General features: G+C 64.8%; 15 protein-coding genes. 8 read left to right on the top strand and 7 right to left on the bottom strand.

The genetic code is table 11. From position 1 onward, the window contains the following. Window positions 1–2: 2 nt before the first annotated feature. The 3 genes from IPP90_09335 to IPP90_09325 all read left to right on the top strand — a co-directional run bounded on the left by IPP90_09335 (window position 3) and on the right by IPP90_09325 (window position 4,002). A complete protein-coding gene (locus IPP90_09335) occupies window positions 3–1,358 on the top strand; it encodes a B12-binding domain-containing radical SAM protein (GenBank protein ID MBL0170918.1) in 1,356 nt (451 codons plus the stop codon). A gap of 6 nt (window positions 1,359–1,364) precedes the next feature. Next, window positions 1,365–2,762: a B12-binding domain-containing radical SAM protein gene (locus IPP90_09330; protein MBL0170917.1), complete on the top strand. Its 1,398-nt coding sequence runs from the start codon at window positions 1,365–1,367 to the stop codon at window positions 2,760–2,762. Between the two features lie 193 nt (window positions 2,763–2,955). Beyond that, window positions 2,956–4,002, top strand: a complete 1,047-nt coding sequence (locus tag IPP90_09325) for a c-type cytochrome (GenBank protein MBL0170916.1) — start codon at window positions 2,956–2,958, stop codon at window positions 4,000–4,002. 7 nt (window positions 4,003–4,009) lie between these two features. Here IPP90_09325 and IPP90_09320 read toward each other — a convergent pair whose 3' ends face one another. Then, on the bottom strand, window positions 4,010–5,194 hold the full coding sequence (locus IPP90_09320) for a YncE family protein (protein MBL0170915.1): 1,185 nt from the start codon (window positions 5,192–5,194) through the stop codon (window positions 4,010–4,012). Window positions 5,195–5,196: 2 nt separating this feature from the next. Continuing rightward, a complete protein-coding gene (locus IPP90_09315; protein MBL0170914.1) occupies window positions 5,197–7,212 on the bottom strand; it encodes an Ig-like domain-containing protein in 2,016 nt (671 codons plus the stop codon). 119 nt (window positions 7,213–7,331) lie between these two features. Here IPP90_09315 and IPP90_09310 point away from each other — a divergent pair, with 119 nt between their 5' ends. Next, the gene (locus tag IPP90_09310) at window positions 7,332–7,880 is read left to right on the top strand and encodes an MOSC domain-containing protein (GenBank protein MBL0170913.1); all 549 of its coding nucleotides are present in this window, start codon (window positions 7,332–7,334) and stop codon (window positions 7,878–7,880) included. Between the two features lie 28 nt (window positions 7,881–7,908). On the opposite strand, the gene IPP90_09305 is transcribed toward IPP90_09310, so the two are convergent. From IPP90_09305 to IPP90_09295, 3 genes are all read right to left on the bottom strand, one after another. Continuing rightward, window positions 7,909–8,370 carry a heme-binding protein gene (locus IPP90_09305; protein MBL0170912.1) on the bottom strand — a complete coding sequence of 154 codons (462 nt, stop codon included), beginning with the start codon at window positions 8,368–8,370 and terminating at the stop codon, window positions 7,909–7,911. A 133-nt stretch (window positions 8,371–8,503) separates the two neighbouring features. After that, window positions 8,504–11,539, bottom strand: a complete 3,036-nt coding sequence (locus IPP90_09300; protein MBL0170911.1) for an AAA family ATPase — start codon at window positions 11,537–11,539, stop codon at window positions 8,504–8,506. Between the two features lie 28 nt (window positions 11,540–11,567). Further along, window positions 11,568–12,692, bottom strand: a complete 1,125-nt coding sequence (locus tag IPP90_09295; GenBank protein MBL0170910.1) for a BamA/TamA family outer membrane protein — start codon at window positions 12,690–12,692, stop codon at window positions 11,568–11,570. 174 nt (window positions 12,693–12,866) lie between these two features. Between IPP90_09295 and IPP90_09290 the strand changes: the two genes are divergently transcribed. From IPP90_09290 to IPP90_09275, 4 genes are all read left to right on the top strand, one after another. After that, complete coding sequence (locus IPP90_09290) at window positions 12,867–14,252, top strand: 1-acyl-sn-glycerol-3-phosphate acyltransferase (protein MBL0170909.1); 1,386 nt, start codon at window positions 12,867–12,869, stop codon at window positions 14,250–14,252. 45 nt (window positions 14,253–14,297) lie between these two features. Next, entirely contained in the window at window positions 14,298–16,352 is a 2,055-nt protein-coding gene (locus tag IPP90_09285; GenBank protein ID MBL0170908.1) for an ATP-binding cassette domain-containing protein, read from the top strand. Between the two features lie 172 nt (window positions 16,353–16,524). After that, complete coding sequence (locus IPP90_09280; protein ID MBL0170907.1) at window positions 16,525–18,648, top strand: hypothetical protein; 2,124 nt, start codon at window positions 16,525–16,527, stop codon at window positions 18,646–18,648. 45 nt (window positions 18,649–18,693) lie between these two features. Continuing rightward, window positions 18,694–19,713 (top strand): YncE family protein, encoded by a 1,020-nt coding sequence (locus tag IPP90_09275; protein ID MBL0170906.1) that lies wholly within the window; start codon window positions 18,694–18,696, stop codon window positions 19,711–19,713. 19 nt (window positions 19,714–19,732) lie between these two features. Here the strand turns inward: IPP90_09275 and IPP90_09270 are convergent, their stop codons facing one another. Together IPP90_09270 and IPP90_09265 are read right to left on the bottom strand one after the other, a co-directional pair. Further along, complete coding sequence (locus IPP90_09270) at window positions 19,733–21,640, bottom strand: amidase (protein ID MBL0170905.1); 1,908 nt, start codon at window positions 21,638–21,640, stop codon at window positions 19,733–19,735. Continuing rightward, entirely contained in the window at window positions 21,637–21,954 is a 318-nt protein-coding gene (locus IPP90_09265) for an antibiotic biosynthesis monooxygenase (protein ID MBL0170904.1), read from the bottom strand. The genes IPP90_09270 and IPP90_09265 overlap by 4 nt, the downstream gene beginning before the upstream one ends. Window positions 21,955–22,156: the final 202 nt, after the last annotated feature.

The raw sequence follows: 22,156 nt of genomic DNA, 5'->3' as shown, positions 1-22,156 counted from the left end.
CGATGACCCCGCTGGTCTTCGCGTATCTCTCGTCGATGACGCCAGCGCACATCGAGCGGGTGTTGTACGACGATCGCTTCGAGACGATTCCGTTCGACGAGCCGACCGACCTGGTCGCCATGACCGTCGAGACGTACACCGCGCGCCGGGCCTATCAACTGGCGGCCGAGTATCGGAAGCGTGGCGTCCCGGTGGTGTTGGGAGGCTATCACCCCTCGTTCATGCCCGAGGAAGGACTGCAATTCGCCGACGCCATCGCGATCGGTGATGCGGAAGGGATCTGGAGCGAGATCCTCGACGACGCGCGCGTCGGGCGACTCAAGCCGATCTACCGACAACCCGGACTCACGCCGCTGGAGACGATCGCTCCCGATCGCTCCATTTACGGCGGCAAACGCTACGCGCCGATTCCGCTGGTGCAGTACGCGCGTGGCTGCAAATACGCCTGTGAGTTCTGTTCCATCAGCGCCTTCTACGGGCGCAACCTTCGGCAGCGGTCGGTGCCGGAGGTGATCCGGGAGATCGAGGCACTCGACCGCAACCATGTCTTCATCGTCGATGACAACATCTTCGTGGACGAGGCCAGGGCCACCGAGTTCTTCGAGGCGCTCGTGCCGTTGAAGATCCGCTGGTCGAGCCAAATCTCGATTGACGTCGCCGGCAATCCAAAGCTGATGGACCTGCTGCGCCGCAGTGGCTGCATCTCGGTGGTGATTGGCTTCGAGAGTCTCGATACGGGTAACCTGCGGCAGATGAAGAAGGGCTGGAATGTGCGGCATCAGGACTACGACACGTCGATCGCGCGCTTCAAGGACGCCGGCGTGATGATCTATGGCACCTTCGTACACGGCTATGACCGGGACACCCCGGATTCGTTCAAGATCAACCTCGAATTTGCGCTGCGACACAAGTTCTATCTCGCCAATTTCAACGCGCTCACGCCGATGCCGGGCACCAAGCTGTACCATCGGTTGCGGCGCGAAGGTCGACTCCTCAACGATCCGTGGTGGCTGGACTCTACCTACCGCTACGGAGGCGCGGTGTTCCGGCCGGTGGGGATGACCCCTGCCGAACTGGAAGCCGGCTGCTATTGGGCGCGCTCGCAGTTCAACAGCGCGCGCAGCATCGTCTCACGTGCCTTCGATCTGCCTGCCAACATGCGCAGTCCTTATGCGTTGGGCGTCTATCTCGCCACCAACCTTGTCTCGCGGACCGAGATCCACCGGAAGCAGGGTTCGCCGCTCGGTATTCCCGGCGTCGGACTGGATCCGCGCGGGTCGGTGCCCGACCAGATGACGGACACGAACGGTTGGGCGATCACCAATCATGCGGCGGATGCGTCGCCCATTCACGGTTGAGCGGACATGCGCATCACGCTGATCAAGCCCCGCATGGGCACCGCCGACAACGCGCTCTATGTCGAAGAGAGCCGCATGGAGCCCCTGACCCTGGGCGTGATCGGCGCGCTCACGCCACCCGATGTCGACGTCAAGCTGTACGATGACCGCATGGAAGCGATCCCCTACGACGAGCCAACCGATCTGGTCGGCATCACGGTGGAGACCTGGACGGCCCGGCGTTCGTACCAGATTGCGGCCGAGTATCGCAAACGCGGGGTGCAGGTCATTCTGGGCGGGATGCACCCCACGCTCGTACCGGATGAAGCGCAAGCCTACGCCGACAGTGTGTTTACCGGCGACGCGGAACAGGGGTGGACCGATGTCGTAGCCGACGCGAAGGCCGGCCGACTCAAGCCGCGGTATTGCGCGCAGCCGGGGGTGGCGCAGGCGCCGCGCGTGCTGCCGCGCCGCGACCTGTACGTCGGCAAAGGGTATCTCCCGATCAGCCTGCTGCAATTCAGTCGCGGCTGTCATTTCGCGTGCAGTTTCTGCGCCATCTCGGCCTTCTTCGACCGGAAAGTGTTCCATCGCCACATCGATCAGGTGCTCGAGGAGCTGGAACGGCGTGACCACAAGATGGTGTTCTTCGTGGACGACAACTTCTGTGCCAATCGGGAGCACGCGAAGGAGATGTGCCGCGCGATGATTCCCCTCAAGCTGAAGTGGGTCTCGCAGTCGTCGATCGACATGACGCTCGATCGGGAACTCATGTCGCTCCTGGCCGACAGCGGATGCCTGGGTCATGTGGTCGGCTTCGAGAGTCTCAATGCGGCCGACCTGAAGGGGATGCGCAAGGCCGCACCGAACCTGTCGGTGCACCGCGACCCGCTGTACGCGCGGCAGCTCGAGGTGCTCCGCGACCACGGGCTGCAAACGTGGGCCAGTTTCACGTTCGGACATGACACCGATACGATTGACACGATCTGGCGTACGCTCGACTGGGCGATCGCGCAGAAGTTCGCCTTCGGCGCCTTCAACATCCTGAAGCCGTATCCCAACACACCGTTGTACCGGACCCTCGAGGCGGAGGGCCGACTGTTGTGGGACGGGCGCTGGTGGAACCATCCCGAATACCGGTTCAACCACGCGGCATTCACTCCGCGGAATATTGACCCGCAACAGCTGACCGATGCCCTTGCTGAAGCACGCAGGATCTGGAGCGCACCACTGACGATGCTCAAGCGGTTCCTGGACCTGAAGACACACATGCGCACGCCGTACCGGATGGCGGTGTATTGGGCCTACAATCCGGTGTATGGGCGTGAAAACGCGCGTAAACAGGGCATGAAATTCGGCCTCGATTCATCGACGCCCAGCTACGCGCAATATGTCCGTCAGCGCCCGGGGGGACGGACACGCTGAAGCGGTGACGACGAGTCCGCGTACCATGGCCGACGGGCGCGATTCCCTCACGGCGTCGTTGCACTTCCCCGACAGACACTTCGTGGGTGGGCGCGACATTTCGGGTGGCGAGGTGTTTCCGGCTCGCGCATGACGCTGCCGGTCGACCTGCCCGGATCGGCTTCGATCCGCGACTAGTTACCAGGGAGTTCCCATGCCAAGATTTCTGACCGCGCTGACGATCGCCGGCGCTCTGATGTTTGGCGCCTGCAAAGCCGAGCGCCAAGCCACCAATGAGGCCGCAACCACGGTCAATGCAGACGCGATCGTGCTCACTCCGGCGGCACTCGCAGTCTTCGCGCCACTCCCCGCCCAGCTTGAGGTGTCTGGTCAACCGCTCAGCGACGCAAAGATCGCCTTGGGACGCACGCTGTTCTACGAGACATTGCTGTCCGATGGCCACGACGTATCATGCAACAGCTGCCATGCCTTGAACGGCTGGGGCGCCGATGGACGCAAGGTGTCGCTGGGCCACGACGGTCGTGCCGGGACACGCAATGCACCGACGGTGTACAACGCCGCCGGCCATTTCGCGCAGTTCTGGGACGGACGGGCATCGGATGTCGAAGCGCAGGCCAAGGGACCAATCCTCAATCCCGTTGAAATGGGGATGCTCGATTCGGCGGCGGTCCTGGCCCATTTGCGCGCGTCGAAGAGCTATGTGGCCGCATTCCGTGCCGCATTCTCCGGCGAGGCAGAGCCCATCACCTACGACAATGTCGGCCGTGCGATCGGCGCCTTCGAGCGAAAACTGGTGACCCCCGCCCGTTGGGATCGCTTGCTCTCCGGCGATAGCACCGCGTTGACGGCACCCGAACGGGAAGGACTCCAGACGTTCATGGCGGCCGGTTGCCAACAGTGCCATAACGGCGCCTTCGTGGGCGGCGGCCTGTTCCAGAAAGCGGGGCTCGTTGCCCCGTGGTTCGCACAAGGCGACAGCGGTCGCTATCAGGTGACGAAGGATCCGAAGGACCTGTTCGTCTTCAAGGTTCCTTCTCTACGCAACGTCGACAAGACGGGACCGTACTTTCACGACGGGTCGGTTGCCAGCCTTGAGGAAGCGGTGCGTCTGATGGCGCATCATCAGCTCGGCAAGGAACTCACGCCCGCGCAAGTGACATCAATCGTGACCTGGCTGGGCACACTCACCGGAGAGATCCCGGTGAACTATATCGCATCTCCGCAGCGGCCAGCGAGCTAACCCCTCGCTAGCGCCGTGTTGGCTCCGATCGCACAAAATCGATGCCGCCGGCCTGCTGGCCCACATCGACACTCGCGACCTTCTTGAGGGTCGCGAGGTCGATGATGTCCACCGTGCCGGGTTCCGAGCCAATCCCTTCGACGGAGATGAACGCATAGCGATCGTCGTCGGACACCGCGACGCCGTGCACGACCTTGCGCGTGGTGGCAATGCGCGCCAGTTCCTTTCCGGTCACCACATCGAATACGGACACCGAGGCATCGCGCTTGTTGGTGGCGAGGAGCCTGCTGCCGTCGTGGGTCACCCCGAGGTTGTACACGCCGGGACCGGCCGGCAGCCGACGCACGAGACTCCACGTCTTCGTGTCGATTTCCACGATCTCGCTGGACTTGTTGCACGCGACCCAGACGCGCGTGCCGTCGCGTGATGGCTGCGCCCACGTGGGAGAGCAGGTCACGTCACCGGGCTTGGGTGGCTCCATGCCGTGCCCACCCATGTCGTGATTCGCGTGTGCGGCCGCACCGCGCACCGGCGGCGCGCCGGTCATACCCATCTCCTTGCCCCTGGTCAGAAAGAAGTGGCGGTTGACGGCCAGCGTACGCGTGTCGATTTCGACCAGTTCTTCATCCATCATGCACGCCGAGTAGTGGCGTGTGCCGTCGGTGCTGATGCGGGACCCGTGCGGCATGGTACAGGTGCTGATGCGCGCGATCTCGACCATCTCGTTGGCCGAGACCACCGACACGTCGCTCGTTTCCATATCGCCGTGGAGATTGAAATTCACGACGAACACGAGCGACCCGTCAGGTGTGACCTGGGCGGTGGCCGGAAAATTGCCCAACATCACACTGCCTTCGGCGGCATTCGTCTCGGTGTTGAACCTGGTGAGACGGCCGAACGGCGTCCCATGCGCCGTGGTGACGAAGTACTGCTTGGCATTCGGTGCCACTGCCACACCATGCGGACCAGCCACTTCCATGGTGGACCAACCGACATAGCGCTCGCGCTCAATCGTCGCACCACCGGCGCCGAACCGGACGAGGGCAACGCGGTCTACGGCTTCACTGGCCACGAGCACGAGATAGTCCCGCGCGGGCGGCGGCGTCTGGGCCGAAATTGCGCGGGTCGCCAGCGCGGTTACCATGACCGCACTGGCATACGTGAAGCGACGAACAACGGCGGTACCGTGCATGACTATGGAACGACCTTCACCGTGGGCTTCGGTTCGATGCGAATGATCCACAAACCGTTGTTGTCGTCGTTCACGTAGGCAAGGCCGTCCTTGGGATTGACCACCACGCCCCACGTCATGGCCGAGTTTTTCACATGGCCTTCCATGTCTGCCGTGTTGAGGTGCCCGATTTCGCGTCCCTGCGCGCGCAGATCGCCGCGCAGTTCACCGGATATGTCGAACACGCGGAAGCCGGCGTTGTACGCGCCCATGTACAATGTGTCGCCCGCCACCCACACGTTGTGTACGCCGCCGTACTCGGGCTCATACCACGCGACCGGCTTCGGATGCGCGAGATCGCTCACATCGAGCACTTGCAGGCGCCCGTACGCGCGGCTTGCCGCCGCGTCCTTCGTGCCCTTGGGGTATGCGGCCGGAAACACTTCATCGGCAATGAACACGTAGTTCTTGTGCCGCCATGCGGTATGCGTCCCGCGAATGAAGCCGGGTCCGCCGTCCACTTCCACCTGCTTGTACATCGCGTTCAGATCGTACTTGTACTGGGAGACCATCACCGGATTCGAGGGAGATCCACCCTTGATGCCGTTCCCGACATCCAGCACGATGAGACCGTCGTTCCAGTAGCTGGCGTACAGCAGCCCGTCCCGCAAATCGATGTCATGCAGTGACCGTCCGGCATCGGGACGCCCCTCGGTTTTCCAACGCGCCACTTCTTTGGGATGATACGGGTCATTCACGTCAATGACGTGCAGGGCGCCCGTGCCATCGTTGGTGAGAAAGATGAACGTGCCGAACTTGTCCTGTTTGTACACGAACGCCGAGTGCACACCGCCGGTCACGCCGTCGGTGAACTCGGCGATGGGCTTGGGATGTGCGGGATCATCCAGCGAGCAGATGACAATGCCGTTCTTGCGGTCGCTCGCGCCTTCGCGCGTGAATACCAGGAATTTGCCGTCGGGAAACGTCATCACGTCGTTCACACGGCGCGTGTTGGAGATGACCGAATCGGTGACGACGGGGTTGGCCGGATTGCTGATGTCGAGCGCATACAACACATCGCCACCGGAGCCCGAGCCCAGATAGGCGTGCTTGCCGTCCTGATGCAGCCACACTTCCTCGGTGCTGAACCGCGAGCGTGGCAGGCGACCCACCAGCGACAGCGGGCGACGGATGTCACGCTCGGCCAGCGTGATCGTGGACTCCACACTGCGTGCACCGAACGATGCGGTGACCGTGTACTCGCCGGCCTCGTAGCCGACAAAGGCGCCGTCGCCGTCAATGGCACCGTGGCCCGGTGCAAAGCTCCAGGTCGGTGTGAGGCCCGAGATGGCCTTTCCGGCTGCATCCTTGGCCGACACGACAAATCGAATCACGTCGCCCGTGCGCGCCTCGACATTGCCAGGCGTTAGTGCGAGCGACGTCAGCGACCCGGCCGCCACGGTCACTGCCACAGCACTGCTGACCGCCCCGACGCTGGCGGTGACGACGGCGGATCCCGACTTCAGGGCGGTAATGAGACCGGCATCCGACACACTCGCCACGGCGGGCGCGGAGCTCTTCCACGTCACACGATCAGCACGTTTGTCGCCTGCGGTCGAAAACGCCCGACCGGTTACGCGCAGCCGCTGTCCGGTCACCAGCTTTGCCGTGACGGGCGCTACCTCCACCTTGGACACGGGCCCGGGCAGCGCGCGAATCTCGATGACTTCGAACTTCGGTGCAGCGCCGGCGAGTGTGGCGGTGACGGTCACTGGCAGGATACCGGTGGACCCGGCGGTCACCAGTCCGAGCGAATCCACGCGCCCTTCAAAGCGCGCCGAGCCGCCCAGTCGATAGCGAAAGGTCACACCCGGAATGACGGTCCCCTGCGCGTCGCGAGCCTCCGCGCGCAGGCGGAGCGTGTCGCCGGCGGTCATGCTGCGACTGGCGGGCAAGACAACAATGCGGGCAATCTGAGGCGGCTGCTGCGCGGTGATTGCTGCCAGCGGCAGGCAGAGCAGGGCGAAAAGGCGATTCATGGGTCGTTCAGGCGGTTGATGAAACAGCGGTACACGCGAAATTCCCTGCGAACGATATACTGTGACCGTGGCTCGGCAAGGCGCGTGACCACGCACACTCTCGCACCCCTCAGGCAGCCATGATTGGCCATCCCCGCGTTATTTCGGTCAGCCGCAGTTCATCGCACGAGTTCTCAAAGCCCGTGGTACCGCGCATTCGACTACTGGCAGGACTCGGTGTAGAGGGTGACGCGCATGCGGGCGTCACCGTCCAGCATCGCTCACGTGTGGCGCAGAATCCCGACCAGCCGAATCTCCGCCAGGTGCACGTGGTGCATGCCGAGTTGTTCGAGGAACTGGCGGCCAAAGGATTCGTGATTGCCCCTGGAGACATCGGTGAGAATATCACCACCCGCGGCATCGACCTGTTGTCGCTGCCGGTCGACACCGAACTGCAGTTGGGTGCCACCGCGCGTGTTCGTATCACCGGGCTGCGCAATCCGTGTCATCAGCTCAATGACTTTCAGGACGGGCTGACCAAGGCCGTGCTCGAAAAACGTCCCGATGGCTCACTGATCCGCAAGTCGGGGATCATGGGTGTGGTGCTCGCCGGCGGCGAGGTGACCGCCGGCGACGCCATCACGGTGTACCTGCCTCCCGAACCGCATCGGCCGCTGGATCGCGTGTAAGCCGGCCGGGCGGAGAACGGCCGTTCGGCTACGGCTTGATCGTCGCGATCGCCGCCGCCGCTACCTGCTCGTCCTGCGCGCTGGTGGCTCCACTCACGCCCACCGCACCAATCACGCGCCCTCCGACCGCAATGGGCAGCCCGCCCTGCAACGCATACAGTCCTTCCACCGACAGGAAGGTCAGCGTGTCGCTCAATATCCGATCAGCATAGACCTTGGTGGGTCGACCGAATCGCGCCGCCGTGCGCGCCTTGCCCTGCGAAATCTGCACGGTCCCGACGCTGGCGCCGTCGAGCTTGAGAAACCCCACCAGATCGCCGCCGGCGTCGACGATGGCGATGGACACGTTCCACCCGTTCGACTTCGCCGTGACCTCCGCGGCGGCCAGCATCGATTTCACGGCCGCAACGGTAAGCACCTTGGTATCCGCCAGCTGAGCACCGGACTCGCGCGGCGCGACCGCCAGCAAGAGGGCGGCGACGAATGTCATGATGTGAACGACGCGCGATGGGAGCAAAGTCATGGTGTGGGGACCGGGGGGAGGTTGGGCGCGACCAGCGAGTCAGAACGTGCGGACCTTGGTGGACGACGTCAACATCGACGCGGTCCTGATCACGCCCCACCTAGCCGTCGCGATGCAGGCCCTGCTCCCGCGCCAGGTCGCCGAGCGCGGTGCGGTCCCGAATGCCGACCTTGTCGAAGACATTTGCCAGGTGCGTGCCAACCGTCCGTGCGGAGATGTCGAGCCGCACGCCGATTTCCTTGTTGCTCAGGCGTCGCGCAATCAGCCGCACGATCTCCTGCTCGCGTCCGGTCAGTCCGTCAATTCCCGGCGTGATGCGTCGTGTCGGCAGGCGCGCGCCCATCGTGCGAAGGAGCGCGCGGGCTTCGTCGACGGCCGGCCGCGCACCGAGACTCTCGAACACCTGCAACGCCGCGCGTGCCTCCTGTGCGGCCTCATCGGGTTCACCGTGCGCCTGCAGCACGCGCGACAGCCGTAACCGCGCCCGCGCGGCATCGAAGGGAAATGGCACCGCCTCCAGTATCGCAATCGCCTGCTGGAACGCTGCGATCGCGGCGTCCAGTGATCCGGCGCGATGCGCGAGGTCGCCCTCGACGACACTCGCCCAGCCACGACCGACGGTATGCGCGAGTAGTGCGGAGTCCCGCGTCAGGCGCGTTCCCATTTCCGCAATCGTGTCGCGGTCGTCCAGTGCCAGCGCGGCCTCCGCAATGGCGGGGATCAGTCGATAGACCGCCCACGCCACATAGCCCGTGCGATCCGCTACCGCGAGCGCCGCGCGTCCGACCGACAGGGCGCGCGCATGGTCACCGATCGCACCCAGCCACATGACGCGCGCGCTGTACGCCGGCAGCACACCGTGCACCTCGAATGGTTGGTCCAGATCGACGGCATCCGCGCCCGAGACAATCCACGCCTCATCGAACAGGCGCTGCGCCTCTGCCGTTTCGCCACGGTACAGATACACGCTGCCCACCCAGTACAGCAGGCGCGCCAGCAGGGTGGTCTGGTCGAGGGCCCGGGCGTTGGCTATGGCGAGTTCTCCCTCCACCAGCGCGCGATCCCAGTTGCTGGTGCCCGAGTGAAACTCGATTGATATCTCCACCGTCCGCAGCTGCAACAACGGTGAGCGCAGCTCGTCGGCCAGCGACGTGGCCCGCGCCAGATGATGCTGCAGTGCCGAGATATTGGACGTGAATCCGCCCAATACCGCTGCGGTCCAGTGTGCCGACCACGCGAGGTTGCGCGCGCCGCTTCGCTCGGCCAGTTCAACCGCGCTGCGCGCATGCGCCCAGGCCCGGTGTGCCGGACCCGACCACGTATGCAACTTGAGCAGCGACCGATGCGCCCGCGCAAGCAGTTCCACGTCGCCGCGCTGCTCCGCCAATTCAAGCGCCTGGGCAATCTCGCGACGCGCGTCGTGCGGTTGTCCCAGGGCTTGCAGTGAATCGCCCTTGGCCAATCGCAAACGCGCCAACAGCATCGTGTCGCTCGCCGCCCGCGCGATCCCGGCGTCAAAGTGCTGGACTGCTTCGCGCCGACGTCCCAGCCCTTCATTGGCGAGGCCCAGACGCCGCTCGGCGATTGCCACCCCGATGTCATCGTGACGACGCGTCGCCAGATCCCGTGCGCGAGTGCACATGGCGATCACGTGATGATACTCGCCAAGACGTCGGTACAGTCGCGCCAGTTCATCAAGCAGTACCGGCACGATGTCGGCGTCGACGGCCTCAGGGTATTCGTCGGCGCGGTCGAGGGCGGCCTGCAGCGCGGCGGCCGCCTCGCGTCGTGCAAGGCGCTCCATCGCCTGCCGACCCGCCAGGAGCAGCCAACGCACCGCATTACGCGTGTTGGCCGCCGGGTCGGCCAGACGCCAGTGCGCCGCGATCTGTTCGGCGTAACGGTCGGCGTGCTCCGCGTGCGCCGACTCGAGTGCGGTCGCAATGCGCGCGTGCATCGTGCGTTCACGAGCCAGCCCCACGGCGTCGATGAGTGCCTGCCGAAGCATGGGGTGCGCGACGTCGTAGGTGATGGCCCCCTGCACGACCTGTTCGACGACAATCCCGTGCAGCCGAAGCTCGTCCAGAGCGGCCAACAGTCGCGTGTCGTCCATCCCGTCGGTTGGTGACTCGAGATCGCGCACCGCGACCCGCAGCACCTCATGCCCGATGGCCGTGCCGCTGACGGCGATGACATCGGCGAGTCCGCGCGCATCCGCACGCAGGCGTTCAAGGCGTGCCTGCAGCACATCGCGCACTGAGTGCGGCAACGCCATGTGTTCGAGGTGCCATCCAACCCACACACTACCGGAGTGCTTCAACGTGCCACGCGAAATCAGCTCTTCGAGCATCTGTTCCACGAAGAACGGATTGCCGCGCGTTGCATCGTGCAGGGCGCCGACAAAAGGGGCAACCGACTCGAGACTGACGTCAAAGCGCTGCGTGACGAGCTGGCCGAGCGCGGCAGCGGTGAGCGGTTCGAGTCGCAGGTCGCGGGCGACGCCCAGCGCGCGCACCGATCGCACCATGGTGCGCAGCGAGTCGGGGAGAGGCCGCTCGGTCTCGTTCCAGGTCCCGACCAGCAGCAGGCGATGCGGCGCGACCTGCCGCGCAAGGAAATGCAGCAGTTCCACCGACGAGTCGTCGGCCCACTGGAGATTCTCCAGGACCAGCAACAGCGGCTGTCGTTCCGACAGGCGCGTGAACAGTTGGAGGATGCCCGCATGGAGGCGCAGGCGCTGCTCCGCGGCACTGGCACCACTGGCACGCGCCTCTGCTGTTGCGCTGCCGCCGCGCGATGGCGCCAACGCGGTCAGCACCGCGCGGTCGCCGCGGGTCAGGCGAAGCAACAGGTTGCCGTCCATGGCCGTCAGCGCTGGCTCGCAGGCATCGGCAAACGGCGCGTACGGTATGGACGCTTCCAGCGCGTAGGCCCGGCCAACCATGACGTGCCACCCGCTTTGCGCGGCGGAGCGGGCGAGCTCGGAAACGAGTCGAGTCTTTCCGATGCCTCCGTCGCCGCTGACCAGCAGTACGACACCTTCACCGCGCGCGGCCTGCAGGCGCAGTTGTTCGAGCGTCTCGAGTTCGCGCTCGCGGCCAACGATGGGTGTTGCGCGCGGCGCGCCGGGGTGCATGACTGGACTCATATTCGCGCTAGGGTTTCTAAAACGCCTGATTGAATCCGATGTACAGTCCCGACGCCGCAGACCGTCCCCGACCATAGTCAACGCGTATGCCGGTGCGCTGGCGTTGATCAATCTGCACGCGGACGCCGGCGCCGTATGTGGGAAGCAGTCGGCGACCACCAAGGGCATCGATTGCGGGTGCCGACAGGCCGGCCCCCGCGAATACCACGCCTCCCACCCGGCGACGAATTGGCGAGCGATACTCGCTTTGCGCGGCGACGAGCCAGCGATCGCGATAGCGCCCGCGCGCGTAACCGCGCAGGATGTCGCTGTTGCCCACCAACGCCAGCTGATCGAACGGGGCGACGCCGTCGATGCCAATGAGCTGCACCTGGGTGGCAACGACATGTTCCGTGGCCACTGTTGCATAGGCGCGCGCGTCGACGCGCACGGTGCCATAGGCATAGTCTGACCACGCGCCGTCCACGCTGCGCGCGTAACTGAGTTGCATCCAGTGACCCGAGCGCGGCGCAAAGAGATTGTCGCGCGTGTCGGTCAGAATACCGGTCGTCCACTCGGTGATCATGCCGCCGGCACTGCCCGGAATGCGCCCGGCGCGCAAGACGCCACTGGTATCGGCGACGATGCGTTGATCGACATGGCGCACACCACCCGTGGCGTACCACGTGCCGGTCAGGCGTTGCTGCAGGGTGAGCGTCATTTCCGTGCCGGTCGGTGTGAAGATCTCCTTCGCCGTCTCGGGCGACCGGTCGCCGATGCCATAGAAAGGCAGTGGAAACTCCTGCCACTGCAGAGTCCCGGCGATCCGGCGTGTGTTACCGCGAGCCCAGTGCTCAGCCTCCATCCGCACGCGTGTCTGGTGCTTTCCCGTGCGTAACGCCGAGGCGAGCAACGACGACGGCCGCGTGGATAGACGCGCCGCCGGTTCCCAGACCGCGAGCACCGTGGCACCGTACTGGAGACCGGTCTCGGGCGCGGACGCCAATGCCGGCAACGGCTGGATTCGACGACGGCCGATCGAATCGACTCGGCCCTCACGGTCGGCGGTGTTCGAGCTCTGACCGCGGGCCAGACCGGTGGTCAGCGAGAGAGCCATGACAAAGCGAACAGCGCGAAGGCCGGCGTAGACAAGGCGAGACATGGTGGCACCTCTGGGAAGAACGTCAGAATCATCTGCCTCATCATGTCCACTAGTCGTATACGTCAGACATACGTCGCATGACGTAGATATTCAACAAGAATGACTCAAGCGTGGGTCCGCTACGTCGCCCGACCTGTCGCGCGGTCGCTACCGGCAGGCTTTCTTTCGCCCGCCATGTCAGTCACGCTTGTCCCGATCATCATCCGTTGGATCAGCCGGAGGGCCCTTCGCTGGTGCTATCGGGAAATCCGGTACATCGGCCGCGAGCGCGTACCCGCCGAGGGCGCGACGCTGATGTTCGGGAACCACCCCAATGACCTGCCAGATGTTCTGGCCGGCTTCTTCACCACGGAACGGCCGCTGCGCTACGTGGCCACGATCTCAGCTGTCACGCTTCCGCTGGCGCGGGCGACCTATCAAGGGATGGGAGTCATCCCGGTCACGCGGGTTCGTGATGCCCGGAAAATGCGCGCGAAAGGTGTCGATACCGCCGCCGTGAACCGCTCGGCGTTCGCGTCAGTTCAAGACGCGTTCGCCGCCGGCGACCTGGTGGGCGTTTTCCCGGAAGGTGGAGTACACGATTCGAGTCACATCGGAAAACCGCGCTCAGGTGTCGCTAGAATGGCGCTTGAGGGAATCGATGATGCTTCGAAAAGCGACGTAACGCTTATTGGATTCGGTCTTCAGTATGAAGCCGCTCAAACGCCCAGAAGTGACCTGATCGTTGTGCTTGGAGTTCCCTTCTCGCTCCGGGCCTGGGTCGAATCGCAGAGCGACTCGTCGGCGGTCGAGCTGTCTGTTCGCCTTCACCAGGAGTTGATGGACGTCGCGCGATCAAGCAGCAGCTGGTCGCATGCTGACGCGCGAGATCGACTGGTAGCGGCGGTTTCGGCCAACCAGGCCAGCGCGTCGATACCGATCCTTGAGACGGCGGCCTCGGTGCAAGGGCGCTGCGGTCGGCTGGTGGAGGAGGGTGAACATCGTCATTCGGGAGTATCTGATGAAGTTCACTGGCGAACGATCGCCGACGACTTCGCCGGTTGGATGCGCAGGGTCGGCGGCACGCCAACCTCAGCCCGGGACGCGGTCAGAGTTTTGGATGCGGCTGGTCGAAAGAACGCACAGGCGTCTTGGCCGACCTGGACGTGGATGGGCGCACTGGCCATCCCGGCTGTCGTTGGCCTCGCGCTGCACGCGCCACTGATGTGGGGCGTGTGGCAGTTCGCCAAACGAACGGCCAAGGTGCGCACGGATGTGATCGCGAGGGCAATTATGCCGGGCCTACACCTTATCTTGTTGGGGTACGTGGTCCTGGGCGGCCTGATCGCGCTGGGCTTTCGCGCGGCATCAGTCTCTGGGTGGTGGGCCGTGCCCGTGGTCATGCTCTTTCCTCGACTTGGCGACCTGGGCCTCGCGTGGCGCGATGGCGCACGTGCTCTTCGCCTCCGTGCGCGCGTTCGGCGGTTGTCCGAGGCCGAGCGCGCCACCGTGCTGGCCGCCGCCGAACGCGTGCGGTCGGCGTGGCTGACCGTCACCACTCTTCCTTCTCCGTCGTCGTGATCGTTTCGCTATGCCACTCGCTTCGCGCAGCACCCTGAGGTTTGCATGACCCTGATTTCGATCGGCAACGCCGTGGTCGAATTCGGTGCCAGTGAGATTTTTCGTGATGTGTCAATCACCATTGGCGAAAACGATCGGTGGGCGGTCGTGGGGCGCAACGGTACCGGAAAAACCACGCTGGTCCGTCTGCTGACGGGCGATCTGCAGCCGACGCGCGGCTCCGTGGCGCGGACGCCGGGATTGCGAGTGGCGCTGATGGATCAACATCGGCGCTTTCCGGAAGACCAAACGCTGTGGGACATCGTCGCCGATGCGTTCGGACCGCTGCGCGTGTTGGAACGTTCGCTGGCCGAACAGGCCGCCAATCTCGAGCATGATCATGGCGAGATCGCCATGGAAAAGTACGGTCGTGATCTGGAGCGTTTCGAGCGCGATGGCGGCTATCAGATGGCCGCGCAGGTGGACAGCGTGCTGATGGGCGTCGGATTCGACCCGGATGCGGCACGCGTCACCCGCATTGGCACGCTCAGCGGTGGTGAGCGCGGTCGCGTGGCGCTCGCCCGTCAACTGGCCACGCCCGCTGACCTGATGATTCTCGACGAACCGACCAACCACCTCGATCTCGACACAACGGCGTGGCTGGAGCAGCACCTCAAGGTCATTGATCGCGCCGTGTTGTGCATCAGTCACGACCGGGCGTTTCTGGACGCGTTCGCCGATCACGTGATGCATTTCGAGGGCGGCAGCGCGTTCACCTATACCGGCGGGTACGCCTCGTTCATCACGCAGCGCGAAGAACGCCGCCTCACCTTGCAGCGTCAGTTCGATCAGCAGCAACGAAAGATCGCGTCGGAGTCCGACTACATCGCGCGCAACCTGGCCGGCCAGAATACGCGTCAGGCCAAGGGACGACGCAAACTGCTGGCGCGCATGCCGCGCCTCTCGGCGCCCATTGGCTCCGATGGCGTGATGGCTATCCGGCTCAGCGCCGGCAATCGCAGCGGCGATCGTGTGATTGAAGCCGAGCATGTGACCGTGGCCGTGCCGTCACATGATCATGGACACACCGTGACGCGCGAACTGGTGCGCGACTGCACCGTGGTGCTCGAGCGCGGCGAAGTGGTGGCACTGCTGGGGCCCAACGGATCCGGCAAGAGCACGCTCATCAAGACCTTGCTGGGCGAGCATCCCCCGGCCAGTGGCGAGGTGAAAGTGGGCCCGTCCACGACGGTGGCGTACTATCGACAGGATCTCGCGCACCTGCCGCTGGAGATGTCGATCTACGAGGCGATCGCCACGCAGCGTCCACTGTGGGAACGGCGCATGGTGCAGGGGCATCTGGGGCGCTTCGGTTTTTCCGGCGATGAAGTGCAGCGCACGGTGGGGACGCTGTCGGGCGGCGAGCGCGCGCGTGTGGCGCTCGCGTTGCTCACGTTGTCCACGGCCAACCTGTTGATTCTCGACGAACCGACGAATCATCTTGACGTCGAGTCGATTGAGGCGATCGAAGACGCCATCGAGGATTTCGAGGGGAGCGTGCTGATCGTGAGTCACGATCGCGCCGTCCTGCGCGGCCTGGCCACATTGGTGTGGGAGTTGCGCGATCAGCAACTGCTGCAGTTTGCCGGCACGTTCGTGGAGTGGGAAGCCGTGCGGGCGGAAACGAAAACCAAGGCGGAACGCGACGCGCGGGCCGTGACCGTTGCGGCGTCGGAGAAGGCCACCGCGGCGCGTGTTGCCTCACAGAAGGCGCAGAAGGCGAACGAGGCGAAGAGTGGCCAGTCAGGGCGCGCTGGCAAGGCCGATGCCAAAGCGTCTGGTAAGTCCGATGGCAGGAAACCGGCGACAGACCCTGACGTACGGAAAGCCGCTCGTCAGGCCGACAAGGCGTTGGCGGACGCTGAACTGCGCGTGAACACCCTGGAAGCACGCATCGCGGAACTCAGCGGAATGCTCGAGGACACGACGCTGTATGAAACGCCCGATGGCGTGCAGCGCGCACAGCAGATGGGCAGGCAGTTGGATGAGGCGCGCGATCGGCTCGATGAGGCGATGCACGAGTGGGGACAGGCGGCGGAGCGCCGGCAAGCGGTCAACTGAGAAGACGGGAGACGGGAGAATGGAGACGGGAGACGCGCGGGTGACCCGACCGTGGTCAGTTGACTGGACGTCTCCCGTCTCCCGTCTCCTGTCTCCCGTCGTCTGCGCAACGATGTTCCTCGCGTCGCTTCACGTCCCGCTTCCTGCGCAGACTCCGCCGCGCGACAGCACAGTGTCCGTTCCCCTCCGCGCGTTGGCCGAACTGCTGGCCGACGCGAGCACACGCAACGCGTTGCCGGCGGACCTCATCGCCTACAAGTCACGGGTCGAAACCGAGATTGCCGTGCTGTTGCGGCGAGAAGAAGGGACCGAGGCCGTCGCGGCGGTTGAGCAGGTGGCCAGCACCATGCGATGGACGCGCAGCGGCGCCTACGATCAGCATGTGATTGGCTATCGTGCGCAGCAATCGGGACCGAATGTCTCGATGCTCTCCGTCTTCCAGACCGGCTGGCTCAATCCCACCTTGTATGGCAATCGATTGCGCATCCGCACGCGCAGCTCGCGATCGGTGGCCCGTTCCACCCTGCGGGGTGATGGCGCCGATACGCTGCCGGCCGTGCATCCACTCGCTGCCGATCGCGAGCGCTACTACACGTACTCGGGTGGTGACACCATTGTCACCATCCGCGTTGGCGATCGCACGATCCCCATTGCGCAGGTCCGGGTCACGCCGCGTTCGGACATCACGTCCCCGGTGGTGTTGTTCGATGGCGAGCTCGATCTCGATGCGTCGCGTGGCACACTGGTGCGTATGCGGGGCACGTTCCTGCGCGCCGGCGGTTCGCCTCGCCGGTTTGGCGGCGCCTTGGGCGAGGCCGTGGCGTTCATAGAATACGAGCAGGGTGAACGACTGGGACGTTTCTGGCTGCCAGCCCGGCAGCGCATCGAATTGCAGGCCACCCTTCCGGTCATCGGTGATGGCCGTGCGGTCGTCCGCATCGTGTCGCGTTTCAATGACATGATGGTGAACGATACGGTGCTCAGCGAGGCGACCCTGGCGGCGGCCGACTCCCTGCGCGCGATGAGCCGTCGCAAGCTGACATTCGCCCCAACGGATTCCGTCAATCGCTATGACGCCTGGATTGCCGCGGTCGGGGCGTTGTCGGACGGCATGCATTCCGACGACTTCCTGGATGTCGCTCCGGATCGCTGGCGTCCATACGGGTTGCCACGACTCGATTGGGTCGCGCCGCGGGCAGCCGATATCTTTCACTTCAATCGCGTCGAAGGCGCGTACACGGGATTGGGTCTCAAGTGGTCATTGCGCGATGCGGCGCCCGGGGTGGTGGTGCGCGCCAATGCCGGCTGGGCGTGGAATGAGCAGACCGTGCGTGGTCGGCTGTCTGTGGATCGCACGCGCGGCCTGTGGACCATGGAAGCGCGCGGCGGTCGCGCATTGGACAACACCAACGACTTTCGCGTGCCGTTCGACTCGGGCAACTCGATGGGCGCGCTGTTGGCCTCACAGGACCCATACGACTATGTCGATCGGCGTAGTGCGACATTGGCGGCGGTTCGTACGACGGCCAAACGCGGTGTGTTGCTGCGCACCGAATTCGGTGTCGCCGATGATCGATATCGACCCGCGACGTACCTGCGGGGGCCGCTCAAGGGCGGCAAGGCGTATCGGCCCAATCGCGGGGTCGATGAAGGACGCTATGTGCGCACCGCCGCACTCATCGAATGGCACCCAGACGTGAGCGCGGAATTCGTGAAGCCGGGCGTAAGCGCCCGATTCTCGTATGAGCGGGGCGATGGGACGCTGGCCTTTCAGCGTGTGGAAGCACGCGTCGTGGCGCGCCGTCCATTGGGGCCATTCGTGGCCATCGGCCGCGGCGACATCGGCACGGTGCTGGGGGGACATCCACCGGCGCAGCAGCTGTTCGAACTGGGGGAGCAGCAAAACCTGCCTGGCTATCTGGACAAGGAGTTTGCCGGGACGCGCGCGGCGGTGCTGCGCGGTTCGCTGCAGTACACCAGTCCGTTCCTGCGACAGCCCATTCGCGTGCGACGGTTCTTTCTGCCCGCCGTGGCACCGGGCCTGAGCGTTGGTGTGCAGAGTGGATGGACCGAAGCGCCCACCGCGGCGGCGCGCGCGGCCATTGACCGCCTGGCCGTGATCGACCCGTCGTCGTTGGCGCTGTGGGCCCCCGTATCGCGGCCCAGCGCCGGTATTCGCGCGTCGGTTACCGCCGGATTGCGATTGTTCTCGGGCGGCGCGTTCCTTGGGGTCACCCGCCCCGTGGACCAGTCAGCCCGGTGGAAAGCGCTGATCACGTTCGGTCAGCAGTGGTAGGAATTCGCGCGCGCACTTGACGAACCCTCCAGACCCGTCGTTCTCATGATGCCTCCGTCGATACTCAGTGCCGCCATCATTCGGTGGGTGGTGGCCGCTGTTTCCGGCACCATTGTCGCGTCGAACATGGATGCGCACTCGGTGAGTATCGTTGATGTCGCGAGCGGGGCCACCATCGCCACACTGCAAACCGGTGAAGGCCCGCATGAGGTGGCCGTGTCGCACGATGGCCGACGCGCCGTCGTCTCCATCTATGGCAATCGCAGTGCGGTGGGCAGTTCACTCATGGTGATCGATCTCACGAATCCAAACGCGCCGCCGCGCATGGTCGAGCTGGGCGCCGGCAACCAGCGTCCGCACGGCATGGCATTCCTTCCTGACGACAAACGCCTGTTGGTGACCGGTGAACGCGCGCAGCGGGTGCTGGTGGTGGACCTTGAGAGCGGCATCATCGATTCGTCGGTGACCACCGGACAGGCCACCACGCACATGGTGGCGTTGACACGCAATGGCACGCGGGCGTTCACCACCAACATTGCGGCGATGAGTGTCAGCGCGATCGATGTCGCAACGCGATCAATCCGCGCCACGTTTCCGGTGGGCGCGCGCATTGAAGGCATCGCGGTCACTCCAGACGGTCGGGAAGTCTGGGTGGGCGGAAATGAGTCGAAGAAGGTGTACGTGCTCAACGGCGAAACGGGCGTCATCATGCACACCCTCGACGGATTCGGCATGGCCTACCGTATTGGCATCACGCCAGACGGGAAAACCGCCGTGGTGTCAGATCCTGGCGACGAGAAGATCCATCTGGTCGATATCGCCTCTCACTCCGTGCGACGTGTCATTGCGGTGCCGGCGATGGCGCCGGCCGAGGGCGCGGCCTTGGTGGCGGCCTCACCGCAAGGCGTGACCGTGTCGCGCGACGGGAAGAACGCATTTGTGACGCTCAAAGCCGTGGGGCGCGTGGCGCTGGTGGATATTGCTGCCGGGAGCATTGTCGGGACACTGCAAGTCGGCGCCGGTTCGGACGGCGTGGGGTACTCGCCCCTCGTGATCAAGCGATAGAGGAGAACGCCCACCTCTTCTATCGTTTCGGCACCGCCACCTCAACCGGCACCGCGCCAGTCTGGTCGTACATCGCCAGCGTCAACCGGCCCTCCACCAACGCGCGACGTTCCGTTCCGCCAAGCAGCATCGAGCCGCTCGCGGCGCGCATGCCGGGTCCGAGCAGTCGCGCCACCACGCGACGCGTCGGCGCGGGAGTGGTCCCGCCCAGGTCTTCCGTGGTACGACGAAGCACGACGGCCACCACCTCATCAGGCGATGCGCCGGTGAGCGCCACGGACCAACGCAACACACTGCGTGGTGCATCGTAGGTGAGTCGAGCCGTGGCGGTCGCGCGTGATGAGATGGCGCGCACCGTCATGGGCAACGCGACTGGCACCGCGCCGCGCACAAGCGCGGGCGTGGTGGACGGTGCGCGACGACGCGGTCCCGACTGCTCGAACGCGTACGCCAGCGCCACCAGCCGGACATCCGTCAACGCGCGACCCATCAGTTCAATACCCACCGGCAATCCCTCCGCCATGAAACCGGCGGGGATGCTGATGGCCGGCAAGCCGGACTGCGCACTCAGGTTGCAGGTGCCGCCAAGTTGCGGTTCGCCCACCAGTGTGGGTTTCTGGCGCATCGTGGGATAGGCGAGTGCGTCGAGCGACAAACTGTCCATGATGCGCTCCATGCGCGAGCGCAACAGGGTCTGACGACGCAACGTGGTGCGGTAGCGATCGGTGTCGAGTGACTGCACGGTGTCGATAGAGCGGAAACGCGCTTCCAGCGCCCGGTCGAACAATCCCTGGTCGAGAATCTCGCGCATGGAGTGCACAGGCGCGTTCGGCACACCGCGCAGGTAGTTGATCAGGTCGAACTTCGTTTCATACGGAATGACCCCGGTGTTCGCGATCAGCGAATCGAAATCAACCACGGGCACTTCGACAATCGTGGCACCCAGCGCCTTCATGGCGGCAATGGCCGCGCGCACCGTGTCGGCGATTTCGGCGTCGGTGTCGCGAAAGTACGGCTGGAACACGCCAATGCGCGCACCGCGCAGTGCGTTCTTGTCCAGTGCCGCTTCAAAGTGCGGGAGCGGTTTGTCACGCAGGACAACGGTGACGGAGTCGGCCGCATCGTATCCAACACTGACATCGAGCGCGATCGCCAGATCGGTGGCGGTGCGCGCCAAAGGCCCGCCGATATCCTGCGTATGCGAAAGCGGGATGATTCCCGAGCGACTGATCAGTCCCTGCGTCGGACGCAACCCGAACAGGCTCCCGTACGCACTCGGAATGCGAATCGACCCGCAGGTGTCCGATCCCCAACCCACCGTCGCAAAACTCGCCGCAATGGCGGCGCCCGTGCCGCCACTGGAACCACCAGGGCACCGCGTCGGATCGTACGGATTGCGTGTCTGTCCGCCCAGCGAGCTGATGCTCGTGATGCCGGCGGCAAACTCGTGCAGGTTGGACTTGGCCAGAATAACCGCCCCCGCGTCGCGCAGCTTCTTCACCACGAACGCATCCTGCGCCGGCTGACTGTTCGCCAACGCCAGTGAGCCGGCGCTGGTGGGCATGTCGCCGGTGTCATAATTGTCCTTGATGATGATGGGAATGCCGTGCAACGCGCCTCGCAGGCGACCCTGACGACGTTCCGCGTCGCGTTGAGCGGCCTCGGCGCGCGCCTTGGGATTGAGCCGAATGAGCGCATTGAGACTGGGGCCCGCATGCTCGTAGGCCGCAATGCGCGCCAGATAGGCGTCAACCAGTTGCACGGAGCTCACGCGTCCGCTGGCCATGGCGGTGCGCAACTCGGCGATCGTGGCTTCCGTGACTTCGACGGTGCCACGGCTCGCGGGCGCCACAGGCTGCGCCGTCGTCGTGGATGCCAGCGTCGCCGACGCCAGCAACAGCACCCCGACCTGCACATGCCGTCTCATGCCGGCATCTCCCACTGCGCCGGCGCCGGAAACGCCGCGCGGTACTTGGTGCTCCGACGAGGCTCGGCCATCATCGCTTCCACCGTCTCGCGCCAACGGGCGTAGTGTGCGGTGGCTTTGTGTTCGGCGGGAGCGTCAGCCGAGCGATAGATCTCGATCAGCTGAAAGCGGGTTGCATCGTCATCTTGCTGCAGTACGTCAAAACGCACGACGCCCGGTTCCTGCACGCTGTGTCGCGCGTTGTCGAGCGTGGCGGCGCGAAAGGCGTCGATAGCGTCGGGAAACACGTGCACAAACACCTGAACGATGAGCATAGGTCAACCGTGTAAGCGTGAACTGCGCCGGGAATGCCGATCCTGCCCCATCATAGCGCCTCGCGCGTCCTCTTGCCGATGGGGCGAGTCGACGACAGCGTTGGAGATGCCAACAATCAGGAGTCCGATACCGCGCCGCATCGTTGGCCGGCTCACCAGCCTGTTGATCCTGTCCATGCCCGTGCATGGTCAGGCCGCACCC

The organism is Gemmatimonadaceae bacterium (genome assembly GCA_016720905.1).
Lineage (GTDB): Bacteria > Gemmatimonadota > Gemmatimonadetes > Gemmatimonadales > Gemmatimonadaceae > Gemmatimonas.
This window is presented reverse-complemented; position numbering and strand designations above follow the sequence as displayed.

What these genes read in the sequence shown, in the direction of transcription:
- IPP90_09335 (MBL0170918.1), top strand. Translation starts at nt 3, where the DNA reads ATGACCCCGCTGGTCTTCGCGTATCTCTCGTCGATGACGCCAGCGCAC.
- IPP90_09330 (MBL0170917.1), top strand. Translation starts at nt 1,365, where the DNA reads ATGCGCATCACGCTGATCAAGCCCCGCATGGGCACCGCCGACAACGCG.
- IPP90_09325 (MBL0170916.1), top strand. Translation starts at nt 2,956, where the DNA reads ATGCCAAGATTTCTGACCGCGCTGACGATCGCCGGCGCTCTGATGTTT.
- IPP90_09320 (MBL0170915.1), bottom strand. Translation starts at nt 5,194, where the DNA reads ATGCACGGTACCGCCGTTGTTCGTCGCTTCACGTATGCCAGTGCGGTC.
- IPP90_09315 (MBL0170914.1), bottom strand. Translation starts at nt 7,212, where the DNA reads ATGAATCGCCTTTTCGCCCTGCTCTGCCTGCCGCTGGCAGCAATCACC.
- IPP90_09310 (MBL0170913.1), top strand. Translation starts at nt 7,332, where the DNA reads ATGATTGGCCATCCCCGCGTTATTTCGGTCAGCCGCAGTTCATCGCAC.
- IPP90_09305 (MBL0170912.1), bottom strand. Translation starts at nt 8,370, where the DNA reads ATGACATTCGTCGCCGCCCTCTTGCTGGCGGTCGCGCCGCGCGAGTCC.
- IPP90_09300 (MBL0170911.1), bottom strand. Translation starts at nt 11,539, where the DNA reads ATGCACCCCGGCGCGCCGCGCGCAACACCCATCGTTGGCCGCGAGCGC.
- IPP90_09295 (MBL0170910.1), bottom strand. Translation starts at nt 12,692, where the DNA reads ATGTCTCGCCTTGTCTACGCCGGCCTTCGCGCTGTTCGCTTTGTCATG.
- IPP90_09290 (MBL0170909.1), top strand. Translation starts at nt 12,867, where the DNA reads ATGTCAGTCACGCTTGTCCCGATCATCATCCGTTGGATCAGCCGGAGG.
- IPP90_09285 (MBL0170908.1), top strand. Translation starts at nt 14,298, where the DNA reads ATGACCCTGATTTCGATCGGCAACGCCGTGGTCGAATTCGGTGCCAGT.
- IPP90_09275 (MBL0170906.1), top strand. Translation starts at nt 18,694, where the DNA reads ATGATGCCTCCGTCGATACTCAGTGCCGCCATCATTCGGTGGGTGGTG.
- IPP90_09270 (MBL0170905.1), bottom strand. Translation starts at nt 21,640, where the DNA reads ATGAGACGGCATGTGCAGGTCGGGGTGCTGTTGCTGGCGTCGGCGACG.
- IPP90_09265 (MBL0170904.1), bottom strand. Translation starts at nt 21,954, where the DNA reads ATGCTCATCGTTCAGGTGTTTGTGCACGTGTTTCCCGACGCTATCGAC.